This window comes from Pectobacterium sp. S5 (assembly GCF_051707265.1).
GTDB classification, from domain to species: Bacteria; Pseudomonadota; Gammaproteobacteria; order Enterobacterales; family Enterobacteriaceae; genus Pectobacterium; species Pectobacterium polare.
Genome location: NZ_JAULSZ010000001.1, coordinates 332970 through 346870, shown reverse-complemented (window position 1 = coordinate 346870; position 13901 = coordinate 332970). Strand labels below are relative to the sequence as shown.

Genomic DNA, 13901 nt, shown 5'->3' with positions numbered 1-13901 from the left:
TTTATTCTAAGCCAGCCTGTGCCAAAATGGCAGGCTGGAAAAAAATCGCATCGCGCAGACATGTCCTGCACGAGATCCCCGTTTATATGATGCGGAACAATGACTGATGCAGGATCGCAATTTTAACGATATCGCCGAAAAATTTGCTCAGAATATCTATGGCACGACGAAGGGGAGACTTCGGCTGGCGGTATTGTGGCAGGATCTTAGCGATCTTTTGACCCGACTTCCGGCACGGCCTTTGCGCATCCTTGATGCGGGAGGCGGTGAAGGGCAGATGGCCTGTCGTTTGGCGGCTTTAGGACATCAGGTATTGTTGTGCGATGTTTCCGGTGAGATGATTCAGCGCGCCAAAAATGCGGCAGCGGAGCAGGGCGTTACCCATAATATGCGTTTTGTGCAGTGTGCCGCACAGGATATCGCGCAATATATGGATAGCCCCGCCGATCTGATATTGTTCCATGCGGTGCTGGAATGGGTCGCGCAACCGCAGCAGGTGCTGAAAACACTGTACGATAGCCTGTCTCCGGGTGGCGCATTGTCCCTGATGTTCTATAACCATCATGGGCTGTTGATGCGTAACATGGTGGTGGGCAACTTTGATTATGTTCAGGCCGGAATGCCTAAGGGCAAACGGCGCTCGCTCTCGCCGGATCACCCGCTGAACCCGCAAGACGTGTACGGCTGGCTTGATGAGATGGGGCTGACCATTAGCGGGAAAACGGGTGTGCGCGTGTTTCATGACTACTTGAAAAACAAACAGCAGCAAGTTGAGAAATTTGACGACATTCTGGAAATTGAACAGCGGTATTGTCGGCAAGAGCCTTTTGTGAGTTTGGGCCGTTATATCCATGTCATGGCGCATAAACCCCATTTGAAGGATGCATTATGAGTGATTTTTCCCAGACTGTACCCGAACTGGTCGCCTGGGCACGAAAAAACGATTTCTCCATTTCCCTCCCCACCGAACGCCTGGCGTTTTTGATGGCGATTGCCACGCTTAACGGCGAACGCATGGATGGTGAAATGAGTGAAGGTGAGTTGATTGATGCCTTCCGTCATGTGAGTCAGGGATTTGATCAGACGAATGAAACTATTACCCTTCGCGCCAATAACGCGATTAACGATCTGGTGCGGCAGCGCTTGCTTAACCGCTTTACCAGCGAGCAGGCCGAAGGTAATGCGATTTATCGTCTGACGCCGCTGGGGATTGGCATTACCGATTATTACATTCGGCAGCGTGAGTTCTCGACGCTGCGCCTTTCCATGCAGCTCTCTATCGTTGCGCAAGAACTCAGTCGCGCAGCCGATGCGGCGGAGGAAGATGGTGATGAGTTTCACTGGCACCGCAACGTATTTGCACCGCTGAAATATTCCGTTGCAGAAATTTTTGACAGTATCGACCTGTCACAGCGCGTGATGGATGAGCAGCAGCAGGGCGTTAAAGACGATATCGCCGCGCTGTTAAATCAGGACTGGCGAGCCGCGATCAGTAGCTGTGAACAACTGCTGACGGAAACGTCATCGACGCTGCGTGAGTTGCAGGATACGCTGGAAGCCGCAGGCGACAAATTGCAGACGAGCCTGTTGAGCATTCAGGATGCGATTATGAATAATCCGCATAATCTGGAGTTTGTCGACAAGCTGGTGTTTGACCTGCAAAACAAACTCGACCGCATTGTGAGTTGGGGACAGCAGACGATAGATCTGTGGATTGGTTACGACCGCCACGTACATAAGTTTATCCGTACCGCGATTGATATGGATAAAAACCGCGTCTTTGCCCAGCGGTTGCGTCAGTCGGTGCAGAGCTATTTCGATAGCCCTTGGGCGCTGACGTTTGCCAACGCGGATCGCCTGCTGGATATGCGTGACGAAGAGCTGACGCTGCGTAGTGAAGAAGTCACCGGTGAACTGCCGCCGGAGCTGGAATACGAAGAGTTTAGTGAAATGCGCGAGCAGTTGATCGCGCTAGTCGAGCAGGCGCTGCATAAATATAAAGCGCAACAGATTCCGCTGGATTTGAGTGAAGTAATGCGTGAGTACCTCGCACAGCATCCTCGCTCGCGGCATTTTGATGTTGCCCGAATCGTGGTCGACCAGGCAGTACGTCTGGGCGTAGCCGAAACAGATTTCACCGGATTGCCTGCATTGTGGCAGGCGATCAATGATTACGGAGCCAAGGTACAGGCCCATGTCATCGACAAATATTGAACAATTTATGCCAGTGAAGCTGGCAACCGCGCTGTCGAATAACCTCTTTCCTGCGCTGGACAGCCAATTACGCGCCGGGCGTCATGTTGGCATTGAAGAACTGGAGAACCATGTATTTTTGATGGATTTCCAGGACGTGCTGGAAGAGTTCTACAGCCGTTACAACGTAGAGCTGATTCGCGCGCCGGAAGGGTTCTTCTATCTGCGTCCGCGTTCTACCACGCTGATCCCGCGCTCGGTGCTGTCTGAGCTGGATATGATGGTAGGGAAAATTCTCTGCTATCTCTATCTGAGCCCAGAGCGTTTGGCGCACGAAGGCATTTTCAGCCAGCAGGAGCTGTATGAAGAGCTGCTGAGTCTGGCGGACGAAAGCAAACTGCTGAAGCTGGTTAACCAGCGTTCAACCGGTTCCGATCTGGATCGCCAAAAATTGCAGGAAAAAGTCAGAACGTCACTTAACCGCTTACGTCGGTTAGGCATGATCTACTTTATGGGCAATGACAGCAGCAAATTCAGAATTACTGAATCGGTGTTCCGCTTCGGGGCCGATGTGCGCAGCGGCGATGATGCCCGCGAAGCACAGCTACGCATGATTCGCGATGGTGAAGCGATGCCTGTTGAAGGTAGTTTGTCGCTGAAAGATGACAGTGACGACAATGATCGCACCGATGATACCGCGCCAGAAACGGGCGAGGATGAATAAGAGCTTATCCCATTAGAGCTATTTCATTTGCCATTTTGAACCTGGGCAGTGCTCGAAATCATCACGTACTACGTGTACGCTCCGGTTTCTGCGCGCTGTCCGTGTCCAAACTGACTGCACCAATAACGCCTACTGGGATGGGCTCTCAGTGTTGAGGATGAACAGGAATGATTGAACGCGGTAAATTTCGCTCACTAACGCTGGTCAACTGGAACGGCTTTTTCGCCCGCACCTTCGATCTGGATGAACTGGTTACCACGCTATCCGGCGGTAACGGTGCCGGGAAATCCACCACGATGGCCGCCTTTATTACGGCGCTGATCCCTGACCTGACGCTGTTGCACTTCAGGAACACCACCGAAGCCGGTGCTACCAGCGGTTCGCGCGATAAAGGCCTGCACGGTAAATTGCGCGCCGGCGTCTGCTACTCCACGCTGGATGTCGTTAACTCGCGTCATCAGCGCGTGCTGGTTGGGGTTCGTCTCCAGCAGGTTGCAGGGCGCGACCGTAAAGTCGATATCAAACCTTTCACTATTCAGGGATTACCGACGGCGATACAGCCGACGCAAATTCTGACGCAGGTGGTCGGCGATCGTCAGGCGCGTGTGCTCTCATTGCAGGAGCTGAAAGATCGCGTCGAGGAGATGGAAGGCGTTCAGTTCAAGCAGTTTAACTCCATCACCGACTATCACTCGCTGATGTTTGATTTGGGCGTGGTGCCGCGTCGCCTGCGTTCTGCTTCCGATCGCAGTAAGTTCTATCGCTTGATCGAAGCTTCGCTGTACGGCGGTATTTCCAGTGCGATTACTCGCTCGCTGCGTGACTACCTGCTGCCGGAAAATAGCGGCGTGCGTAAAGCGTTTCAGGATATGGAAGCGGCGCTGCGTGAAAACCGCATGACGCTGGAAGCGATTCGCGTTACCCAGTCAGATCGCGATCTGTTTAAGCACCTGATCTCTGAAGCGACGTCCTATGTTGCTGCTGACTATATGCGGCACGCCAATGAGCGTCGTATTCATCTGGATGGGGCGTTGGAACTGCGTCGTGACCTGTTCTCCAGCCGTAAGCAACTGTCCAGCGAGCAATATCGCCATGTAGAAATGGCGCGAGAGCTGGCGGAGCAGAGCGGTGCCGAAGGCGATCTGGAAACGGATTATCAGGCGGCCAGCGATCACCTGAATCTGGTGCAGACTGCCATGCGCCAGCAGGAAAAAATCGAGCGTTATAACGCCGACCTGGAAGAATTGAGCTATCGCCTCGAAGAACAGAACGAGGTGGTGGAAGAAGCACGGGAGCAGCAGGCGGAAAACGAAGAACGTGCCGATGCGACCGAGCTGGAAGTGGATGAGCTGAAAAGCCAGCTTGCCGATTATCAGCAGGCGCTGGACGTGCAGCAAACGCGCGCCATTCAGTACAAGCAGGCTCAGCAGGCGCTGGAACGTGCCCGCACGCTGTGTCAGTTGCCAGATTTAACGGCAGACAATGCGGATGAGTGGCTGGACAGCTACCAGGCGAAAGAGCAGGAAGCGACAGAAATTCTGCTGATGCTGGAGCAGAAACTGAGCGTGGCCGATGCGGCGCACGGCCAGTTTGAGCAAGCCTATCAGCTGGTGACTAAGATTGTCGGTGCGGTGAATCGCAACGAAGCCTGGCAGGTTGCGCGCGATTTGCTGCGTGACAGCTCTTCACAACGCTATCAGGCGGAACGGGTACAGCCGCTGCGGATGCGTCTGTCTGAGTTGGAACAGCGCCTACGCGAACAGCAGGATGCCGAGCGGTTATTGCAGGATTTCAGCAAACGCAACGGTCAGGATTATCAACCGGAAGAGCTGGAATCCCTCCAGCAAGAACTGGATGCTCGCATCGAAACGCTGTCATCGCTGGTGGCAGAAGCGGGCGAGCGCCGTATGGCACTACGCCAAGAGCTGGAGCAAACCCAGCAGCGCATTCAGAAGCTGACGGCGCGAGCGCCAGTCTGGCTGGCCGCACAGGAAATGCTGACGCAACTGAGTGAGCAGAGCGGCGAAACGTTTGAAGATAGCCGTCAGGTGACGGAATTCATGCAGCAACTGCTGGAGCGCGAGCGTGAAACTACGGTTGAACGTGACGACATCGCTGCTCGCAAACGCCAGATTGAAGCGCAGGTTGAGCGCCTGAGTCAGCCCGGCGGTTCGGAAGACCCGCGCCTGAACGCGCTGGCGGAACGTTTTGGCGGCGTGCTGTTGTCTGAAATTTATGATGACGTGACACTGGATGATGCGCCGTACTTCTCGGCGCTTTATGGTCCTTCCCGCCATGCGATTGTGGTGTCCGATCTCTCGCTGGTGCGCGATCAACTTGCTGGTCTCGAAGACTGTCCTGAAGATCTGTATCTGATCGAGGGGGACCCACAGTCGTTTGATGACAGCGTATTTGCCGTTGACGAGCTGGAACGTGCTGTCGTGGTGAAAGTCGCGGAGCGCCAGTGGCGTTATTCGCGTTTCCCAGAAGTGCCACTGTTTGGCCGCGCCGCGCGGGAAATGCGCCTGGAAAGCCTGCGTGATGAGCGCGAAGCGCTGGCGGAACAGTACGCAACGCTGTCGTTTGACGTGCAGAAAACGCAGCGCTTGCACCAGTCTTTTGGTCGCTTTATCGGTACCCATCTGGCAGTCGTTTTTGATGACGATCCCGAAGTGGAAATCCGTACGCTCAGTTCCCGTCGCGGCGAGCTGGATCGTGCGGTGGCCAGCTTTGATGGCGAAAATCAGCAGCAGCGCCAGCAGTACGAACAAGCGAAAGAAGCCAGCGCACAGCTGAATAAACTGATTCCGCGCATTAGCCTGCTTTGTGATGAGACATTGCAGGATCGCGTGGAAGAGATTCGTGCGGAATTGGATGAAACCGAAGAGTCTGCTCGCTTCATTCAGCAACACGGTACAACGCTGGCTAAGCTGGAACCGTTGGTTTCTGTCCTGCAAAGCGATCCGCAGCAGCATGAGCAGTTGCAGGAAGATTATACGCAGGCGCAGAACGCACAACGGCAGGCAAAACAGCAGGCGTTTGCACTGACTGAGGTGGTGCAGCGTCGCGCGCACTTCAGCTATGCCGATTCGGCTGGAATGCTGGGTGAGAATGCTGGCTTGAATGACAAACTGCGCCATCGTTTGGAACAGGCTGAGGCAGAACGGACAAAAGCACGTGAGCAGCTACGCCAGCATCAGGCACAGCTGACGCAGTACAGTCAGGTTCAGGCATCGCTGAAAAGTTCTTACGATGCCAAGCAGGACATGCTGAAGGAACTGACGCAAGAGCTTCAGGATATCGGTGTACGTGCGGACGCTGATGCCGAAGCGCGCGCCCGTCAGCGTCGTGATGAGCTGCATGCGGCATTAAGCACCAACCGCTCGCGGCGTAATCAGTTGGAAAAACAGATTACGTTCTGTGAAGCAGAAATGGACAGTTTGCAGAAGAAATTGCGCAAACTGGAACGTGATTACCACCAGATGCGTGAGCAGGTTGTTACGGCGAAAGCGGGCTGGTGCGCGGTCATGCGTTTGGTGAAAGACAACGGCGTCGAGCGTCGTCTGCACCGTCGTGAACTCGCATATATGGAAGGCGATGAACTGCGTTCCATGTCGGATAAGGCGCTGGGTGCGCTGCGTCTGGCGGTTGCGGATAACGAACATCTGCGCGATGTGCTGCGGCTTTCCGAAGATCCGAAGCGGCCCGAACGCAAGATTCAGTTCTATATCGCCGTTTACCAGCATCTGCGCGAGCGTATCCGTCAGGATATTATTCGCACCGATGATCCGGTAGAAGCCATTGAGCAGATGGAAATCGAGCTTAACCGTCTGACTGAAGAACTGACGGCGCGTGAACAGATGCTGGCCATCAGCTCTCGCAGCGTGGCAAACATCATCCGTAAAACGATCCAGCGTGAGCAGAACCGTATTCGGATGCTGAATCAGGGGCTGCAAGCGGTTGCGTTTGGTCAGGTGAAGAGCGTTCGCCTCAACGTTAACGTGCGCGAAACGCATACCACGCTGCTCAATGTGTTGTCCGAACAGCAGGAAATGCATCAGGATCTGTTTAACAGCAACCGTCTGACCTTCTCTGAAGCGTTGGCAAAACTGTATCAGCGCCTGAATCCTGAAATTGATATGGGGCAGCGTACGCCGCAAACGATCGGTGAAGAGCTGCTGGATTACCGAAACTACCTTGAGATGGAAGTTGAGGTTAACCGTGGCGCGGATGGCTGGCTGCGAGCAGAAAGTGGGGCGCTGTCGACTGGGGAAGCCATCGGGACCGGGATGTCGATTCTGGTTATGGTGGTACAGAGCTGGGAAGAAGAGTCTAAGCGCCTGCGTGGTAAAGATATTATTCCGTGTCGTCTGCTGTTCCTCGATGAGGCGGCGCGCCTGGATGCCAAGTCGATTGCGACGCTGTTTGAGCTCTGCGATCGTCTGGAAATGCAGTTGGTCATCGCGGCACCGGAAAATATCAGCCCCGAGAAGGGAACCACCTATAAACTGGTACGTAAAGTCTACCAGAACAACGAGCACGTCCATGTGGTCGGGCTGCGTGGTTTTGGAACGGAAGCGCCAGAGACGCAAGAGCAAGCCTCGTAGCGGGGAGCGGTAAATTTTATCGTTGTAAACCTTGCCGCTATTTTCCTCTATAATGATAAAGCCGCTTTTTTAAGCGGCTTTATTTTTTTCGTAAAGCGTTGCGTAAAGGGAATGTTGAATACGAATAGCTTCATCAAACGCGTAAGATAATAACCAGAAGAAGAAGCAAAAATATTTTTCTCTTTATATACTGACGATGAAACGATTACAGACCGTAGAAGGATTTGCGGTTTATGTTGCAAGGTGGCGTACCGTAATAACGGGCGCTATATAAAAATGATCATATTTCATTCTTTCTCATTTTCTACATAAGAAAACCTAAAGAATGTGCTTACGCCAGTATGACCGTATACGAGCGAATTCGGTTTGTTATTTCCATATCCAACGTGGATTATCGTGAAAGCATAGTGATTAATGAGTACAGGGGATAAATGGATGTTGTTGTTACATAAACGAAAAATGGTCAGGCTGCTGTTACGCGTGGGTTGTATTTGGGTCGGAAGCCTGTCTCCTTCGTTTTCGGTGCTGGCAGCATCTCCGACGGTGGTATCCGGCTTATCGCAAAGCTCGGGCGTGGTGTCTGTAGAAAATAGCCGTGCAGGGCTTCTGGCTGCTCTGCCGCACGGTATGTCGTTACATTATCTCTCTGATTTATCATCGCTTTATGCCCAACATCAGATGCAACCTATGTGGGCAGATAACCGTGCGGTTCAACAGTTTCAACAACAGCTGGCCGAATTGGCGATAGCTGGCGTACAGCCGCAGTTCACTACATGGGTAACCTGGCTGACCGATCCGCAATTGACCGGATTTGCGCGTGATGCTGTGCTATCGGATGCGATGCTGGGCTATTTGCAGTTCGTCTCGGGTGTAGAACGCAGCGGTAACGACTGGCTGTACAGCAGCGTGCCTTACCGTCTGCAATCGCCAGCGCTCAATATCGTTACGCAATGGCAACAGGCCGTGAAATCCGGCACCAGCGCGGCTTATGTCGTTTCGCTGGCACCCCAGCATTCGCAATACGCCAAAATGCATGAAGCGCTGAAGACAATGCTGACGGACAATCGCCCGTGGCCGAGCCTGAATCTGGCGGAGTCTCTGCGCCCGGAACAACAAAGTCGGGAACTGGCGGTACTGCGTGAAATTCTGCAACGTACTGGCATGCTGTCTTCAACGGAGAGCATTACGCTATTTAACGAAAATACCGCAGCGACGACAGTATCGACAGGACAGGCTCCGCAGGTCGAGGGCGCTGCTATCGACGATCGTTATACTGGCGAACTGGTTGACGCGGTTAAACGCTTCCAGCATTGGCAAGGGCTGGAGGGTGATGGCGTTATTGGTAAGCGTACGCGCGATTGGCTCAATGTGTCCCCGCAAATGCGCGCAACGCTGCTGGCGCTGAATATCCAGCGTCTGCGTCTGTTACCGGACAATGTTCACACCGGTATCATGGTGAACATCCCCAATTATTCACTGATCTATTATCAAGATGGCGCTGAGCGCTTATCATCGCGCGTGATTGTCGGGCAGCCTAAACGCAAAACGCCATTGATGAGCAGCTCGCTGTATAACGTCGTGGTCAACCCGCCGTGGAATGTTCCTACGACGCTGACTCGGCAGGACATCATTCCTAAAGTGGTGCGCGATCCCGGTTATCTACAGCGCCATGGCTACACGGTGTTGTCCGGCTGGAGTCAGGATGCTGAAGCGATCGATCCTTCCATGATCGATTGGCCGATGGTCTCAGCAGAGCGTTTCCCCTATCGCCTGCGTCAGGCCCCAGGTGCGAATAACTCGCTGGGACGCTACAAATTTAATATGCCGAATTCAGAAGCGATTTATCTGCACGACACGCCTAATCACAATCTGTTCCAGCGTGATATCCGGGCGCTGAGCTCCGGCTGCGTGCGAGTTAATAAGGCATCGGAACTGGCTAGCATGCTATTGCAGGATGCGGGATGGAATAATAGTCGTATTTCTTCCACACTGGATCAGGGAAATACCACCTTCGTGTCGATGAAACATCGGATTCCGGTCAACCTCTATTACCTGACCGCGTGGGTGGCCGAAGATGGCAGACCACAGTTCCGAACAGATATTTACAATTATGATGACACCGCTCGTGCCGGGACGAAAGTGCTGTCCAGAGCAGGGCTGTTGCTTCAGTAAGTATTGAAAACACGGGCATTAGCGGTATCGGTATTTTATCGTTTTTGCGGGGGATCGATGCGATCTCCCGCAAACCCGTAAGCAAAGCGGGTTGACTCACTTTTCTCTGGCAGTTAAGGTTCAAGGCGGCACGTTTTGTGCCTCCTTTTATACCGTTCTTTAGCCAGGGTACTTGTTCTATGGATCACATTGACAATCATCGCCGTAAGTGGCTTGCACTGGGTGGTGCCGCGTTGGGTATCGCACTGCTTCCCGGTCAGGCATTTGCGACGTTATCTACACCCCGACCACGAATTTTGACGCTGAACAATCTGAATACCGGAGAGCTGCTGAAAACGGAATTCTTTGATGGCAAACGGTATAATAAGTCAGAACTTTCCCGCCTGAATCACTTTTTCCGCGACTATCGCGCCAATAAAGTCAAAACGATTGATCCTCAACTTTTCGATCAGCTCTATCGCTTACAGGTCATGTTGGGCACCAACAAGCCCGTACAGCTGATTTCTGGTTATCGCGCGATAGATACGAATAACGAATTACGTGCGCATAGCAGAGGTGTAGCAAAGCAGAGCTACCACACGAAAGGGCAGGCGATGGATTTCCATATTGAAGGCGTTCAACTCGCTAACATTCGTAAAGCGGCGATGAAAATGCGTGCCGGCGGCGTTGGCTATTACCCACGCAGTGATTTCGTTCACATCGATACTGGCCCCGTTCGCACCTGGTAATTCGCTACCGCAGCGCTAAATTTTTCCTGATACGGTTCGTTATGCAGAGCGAACCGCTCAGTTTATTCAACATGGAGTGATATGAAATATCAAATTGTCCCGGTGACGGCATTTAGCCAGAACTGTACGTTGTTATGGTGTGAAAAAACGAATGAAGCGGCGATTGTCGATCCCGGTGGCGATGCAGAAAAAATCAAACGTGCCGTCGCGGATGCAGGCATTTCAGTTAAGCAGATTCTATTGACGCACGGCCATCTGGATCATGTGGGTGCAGCGGCGGAATTGGCCGAGCACTATCAGGTCGTAATTATTGGCCCGCAAATTGAAGACGCGTTCTGGCTGGAAGGGCTGCCGGCACAGAGCCGGATGTTTGGTCTGGAAGAATGTGCTCCGCTGACGCCATCGCGTTGGTTACAGGAAGGTGATGAGGTTAGCGTGGGCGAGACAACGCTGGCGGTTTTCCACTGTCCAGGCCATACACCGGGCCACATTGTTTTCTTTGATGCAGAATCGCGGTTGGCACAGGTGGGCGATGTTATTTTTAACGGCGGCGTAGGGCGTACCGATTTCCCACAGGGGGATCATCAGGCGTTGATTGCGTCTATCAAAAATAAGCTGCTGCCGCTGGGTGACGATGTGACGTTTATTCCAGGACATGGCCCGATGTCGACCTTAGGACATGAACGCAAGACCAACCCTTTCCTGCGTGAAGATGCCGCGATTTGGTAGTTTCTGTTCTTTTTATCAATAAAGGGCAGAAATTTATCAATAAAAGACAGAAATGAAAAAGCCGACACAGTGTGTCGGCTTTTTTAATCGCAGAACGATCAGAGTACGGCAACAATCGCTTCGCAGAGTGGAGCCATGTTTTCCGGCGTCATTCCTGCAACGTTGATACGGCCAGAATTCACCGCGTAAACGCCGAATTCATCACGCAGACGCAGAACCTGCTCTTTGGTCAAACCACTGAATGAGAACATCCCATTCTGGTTGATGATGAAGGAGAAATCCTGATTTGCCCCTTTTTCCTGCAAGGTATTCACGAACAGCTGACGCATGCGTTGAATACGCTCACGCATCGCCGTCAATTCCTGTTCCCAGACGGCTTTCAGTGCATCGTTGCCCAGAATGGTCGCAACAACGGTCGCGCCGTGTGACGGTGGGTTGGAGTAGTTTGCGCGAATAGCCGCTTTCACCTGGCTGAATGCGGTGTCTGCCGTTGCGGCATCTGCAGCAACCAGCGTGCAAGCACCGACGCGCTCATTGTACAAACCGAAGTTTTTAGAGTACGAGCTGCATACGATCAGTTCATCGTGCTTCGCGGCGAAGAGACGCAGGCCTTCCGCATCTTCTTCGAGCCCACGAGCAAAGCCCTGATAGGCGAAGTCAAACAGTGGCAGCCAGCCTTTTGCTACTGACAGTTCGGCCAATGTAGCCCACTGCTCAGCGGTAGGATCGATACCGGTTGGGTTGTGGCAACAGCCGTGGAACAGTACCACGTCACCGGCTTGTGCGGCATTCAGGCTGTTCAGCAGGCCATCAAAATCCAGCGCGTGGTTTGCAGCATCGTAGTAGTCGTACTGGCAAACTTCCAAACCGACAGCAGAGAAGACGTTGTTGTGATTTGGCCAGGTTGGGTTGCTGATCCAAATGCGTTTTGCAGACGTTTGATTTGCAATGAAATCAGCGGCTACGCGCAACGCACCTGTTCCGCCTGGCGTTTGCGCCGTGCGGGCACGTTTGTCGGCAATGATGGCATTCTGCTTGCCAAACAACAGCTCCTGTGTGCACTGACCGAATGCTGGCAGACCGTCAATGCCCAGATAATTTTTGGTGGTTTCATTTTCCAGCAGATAGTGTTCTGCTTTTTTTACGCTGGTCAGAACCGGAGTTTTACCGGTTTCATCTTTATAGACACCAATACCCAGATTGATTTTATTCGCGCGGTCATCGGCGCGGAAAAGATCGGTCAGCCCGAGAATAGGATCGGCCGGTGCGGCAGAGATATTTTCAAACATTGCCAGAATGTTCCATAACTGAGATGAAATAAGAATTCTCAGAGTACCGTCAGTAAAAGGCTTTGCCAACCGTTGATGTCAAAAAGAAAGGGAAATAACAGGGAGAACGAGAGAGACGAAATAAAAGACTGGTTAGGCGAGAATAATTGGCGCAGCGTGGCGTAAAGCAGAAACAGAAAATGCGGGAGAGCGTTTTTCAACGTTGCAGGCGATTGCTCGTAAAAATGGTGTGCTATCGGGCTTTCAATAAAAAAGACAGAGCCGAGGCTCTGTCTTTTCATGCAATACGAACGATTAACTCGTTACGTTATGCTGAGGCAACTTAGAACTGGTAAACAACACCCACGTTCACGATATCGCCGTTTTCTTGGCTGAATGCTTTATTCTGGTCTTTATCAAGCAGGTTGATATCGTACTCAACATAGGTAGAGAAATTTTTGTTGAATGCGTAAGTACCGCCGATGCTTGCGTATTTAACGGCATAGTCGTTTGCGACGTTATCAATTTTGTCTTTACGAGATACGTAAGCAATAGTTGGAGTCAAGCCAAAATCAAAGTTGTACTGTGCAACCACTTCGAAGATTTTGCTTTCGTCAGCAATTCTGCCATCATTGCTGCTGGTCAAGAAGAAATTGCGAGCTTCACCGTAAGTTGCTGCAACATAGATATTGTTAGCGTCGTATTTCAGACCAGTTGACCATACGTCAGCGCGATCGCCTTTAGCGCCAGCAGCAGCTTGCTGAGTTTGGGTACGGTCATACGAACCGTAAGATGCAACTGCACCTACGCCGAAATCGGTATCATAAGACAGGGAGGTTGCCCACGCATCACCGTGTTGACGGTCCAGTCGATCAACTGAAACTGGCAAACCTGTGGTGGCGTTAGTACCTTGTTCATCGTCTTTAGCAACGTATTGCAGACCGAAACCTAAACCATCAACCAGACCAAAGAAGTTGGTAGTGTTGAAGGTTGCTGCGTTACCGATACGGCCAGTCAGGGTATCAGTGATGCTGCTGTCGCCGCCGTTTTCTGGCAGAACGTCGGTGTAAGCCATACCGTTGTAAGCTACACCTGTGTTACGACCGTAGTCGAAAGAACCGAAGTCACCAAATTTCAGACCGGCAAATGCTTTACGAGTTTTGCCCGCATTACCGTTACGACTTTCAGTTTTGTTAGCATCAAACTGATATTCAAAAGTACCATAGCCAGTCAGGTCGCTGGTGATTTGAGTCTGGCCTTTAAAGCCTAGACGCGCATAGGTGTTGTCTGCATTTTCATCACTCTGGTTATTGAAAGTATAGCCAGCGTGTACACGACCAGTCAGATCCAGCTTGTTAGCATCTTTATTATAGATTTCTGCTGCGTTGGCTGTGCCCGCGACTAACAGAGCTGGGATTACTACTGCAAGAATGTTGCGTTTCATCATTATTACCCTCATTGGTGTTATTTAGACACCTGC

9 protein-coding genes are annotated in these 13901 nt (G+C 52.1%); 7 read left to right on the top strand and 2 right to left on the bottom strand.

The window, feature by feature from the left end; genetic code table 11:
• Positions 1–106: 106 nt before the first annotated feature.
• The 7 genes from cmoM to QWJ20_RS01580 all read left to right on the top strand — a co-directional run bounded on the left by cmoM (position 107) and on the right by QWJ20_RS01580 (position 11153).
• Positions 107–892, top strand: coding sequence for a tRNA uridine 5-oxyacetic acid(34) methyltransferase CmoM (gene cmoM / locus QWJ20_RS01610; protein ID WP_095699263.1), 786 nt, complete (start codon positions 107–109; stop codon positions 890–892).
• On the top strand, positions 889–2214 hold the full coding sequence (gene mukF / locus QWJ20_RS01605) for a chromosome partition protein MukF (RefSeq protein WP_095699264.1): 1326 nt from the start codon (positions 889–891) through the stop codon (positions 2212–2214). Before cmoM ends, mukF begins: the two co-directional genes overlap by 4 nt.
• Positions 2195–2917, top strand: coding sequence for a chromosome partition protein MukE (gene mukE / locus QWJ20_RS01600; protein WP_039481284.1), 723 nt, complete (start codon positions 2195–2197; stop codon positions 2915–2917). Before mukF ends, mukE begins: the two co-directional genes overlap by 20 nt.
• A gap of 167 nt (positions 2918–3084) precedes the next feature.
• On the top strand, positions 3085–7524 hold the full coding sequence (gene mukB, locus QWJ20_RS01595; RefSeq protein ID WP_433991692.1) for a chromosome partition protein MukB: 4440 nt from the start codon (positions 3085–3087) through the stop codon (positions 7522–7524).
• A 435-nt stretch (positions 7525–7959) separates the two neighbouring features.
• Complete coding sequence (gene ldtD / locus QWJ20_RS01590; protein WP_262252397.1) at positions 7960–9696, top strand: L,D-transpeptidase; 1737 nt, start codon at positions 7960–7962, stop codon at positions 9694–9696.
• A gap of 179 nt (positions 9697–9875) precedes the next feature.
• Positions 9876–10424 (top strand): YcbK family protein, encoded by a 549-nt coding sequence (locus QWJ20_RS01585; RefSeq protein ID WP_039481274.1) that lies wholly within the window; start codon positions 9876–9878, stop codon positions 10422–10424.
• A gap of 81 nt (positions 10425–10505) precedes the next feature.
• The gene (locus QWJ20_RS01580; protein ID WP_205591273.1) at positions 10506–11153 is read left to right on the top strand and encodes an MBL fold metallo-hydrolase; all 648 of its coding nucleotides are present in this window, start codon (positions 10506–10508) and stop codon (positions 11151–11153) included.
• Between the two features lie 98 nt (positions 11154–11251).
• Here QWJ20_RS01580 and QWJ20_RS01575 read toward each other — a convergent pair whose 3' ends face one another.
• Together QWJ20_RS01575 and QWJ20_RS01570 are read right to left on the bottom strand one after the other, a co-directional pair.
• The gene (locus QWJ20_RS01575; RefSeq protein ID WP_095994386.1) at positions 11252–12442 is read right to left on the bottom strand and encodes an amino acid aminotransferase; all 1191 of its coding nucleotides are present in this window, start codon (positions 12440–12442) and stop codon (positions 11252–11254) included.
• Positions 12443–12764: 322 nt separating this feature from the next.
• Positions 12765–13868 carry a porin gene (locus tag QWJ20_RS01570; protein ID WP_306797354.1) on the bottom strand — a complete coding sequence of 368 codons (1104 nt, stop codon included), beginning with the start codon at positions 13866–13868 and terminating at the stop codon, positions 12765–12767.
• Positions 13869–13901: the final 33 nt, after the last annotated feature.